The following is an 883-nucleotide window of genomic DNA, read 5'->3' on the forward strand; positions in this document are numbered from 1 at the left end:
CCGATGCGGTCCAGGTGGTGGCAGGCGATCGCGAAGAACTGGCGCAGCGCCTTGGGCAGGAAGCGGTCGGCCTCCCGGTCCTGGCTGACCAGCTGCACGATCTGGCCGAAGGCCGGGATGAAGTGCAGCTGGCGTTCGTCGAACACCTGGGTCAGGGAGCCGGGCAGGTTGCGCCGGTAGAACTGGCTGGCCTCACCCACCACCGCGTAGCTGGTGCTGGATAGGTACAGCCGCCACAGCCAGGGCCGGTCCTCGCAGGTGGCCAGCGCCGGGTCGAACCACTGGGTGTCGCCCAGCACGTCGTGGCGGTACATGCCGGTGAACACATACGGGTAGTCGATCATGCTGGCCGCATCCACCGGCAGGATGTCCTCCCGCGGTCCAGGACCACATTGTGCAGCGCCTGCGGGGCACGGTGGATGCTGCGGCTGGTGCCGCGCACCCGCACCTGGTCGCAGCGCACGAAGTCCACCTCGAGCCGTTCCAGCCCGTCGGCCAGGGAGGCCAGGTGGTCGCGGGAAAACCAGTCATCCGGGTCCAGGAACGTGACGTAGCTGCCGGTGGCCGCCGCCAACCCGGTGTTGCGGGCCGCGGACACCCCGCGGTTTTCCGGGTGGGTGATCAGCCGCAGGTCCTCGAAGCGGTCCCGGTAGTCCTGCACCAGGGTGGGCGTCAGGTCGCTGGAGTGGTCATCGACCACGACGACCTGCAGGCGGTGGCGGCCCAGGCGCTGGGCGGCCAGCGAGTCAGGGCGTCGTTGATGTAGGGCTCCTGGTTGTAGGCCGGGATGATGACGCTGATCAATCCCCGGAACCCGTGCGGTTCCGGTGGGGGTGTGCGTTGCGGTCACTGCGGATCTTTCATGCGGGGGCAGTGGCGGGTG

At 68.9% G+C, this 883-nt stretch carries 1 protein-coding gene and 1 pseudogene; both read right to left on the bottom strand.

Features of this window, described 5'->3' with window-relative positions:
- Positions 1–359: pseudogene (locus tag JCM19049_RS15750) on the bottom strand (glycosyltransferase family 2 protein); the annotation flags it as partial.
- Positions 341–883: glycosyltransferase family 2 protein (locus JCM19049_RS15755; protein WP_279403395.1), on the bottom strand; the 543-nt coding region annotated here is incomplete at its 5' end. The gene JCM19049_RS15755 and the pseudogene JCM19049_RS15750, both read right to left, overlap by 19 nt.

The sequence above is a fragment of the Arthrobacter sp. JCM 19049 genome, from assembly GCF_001310435.1.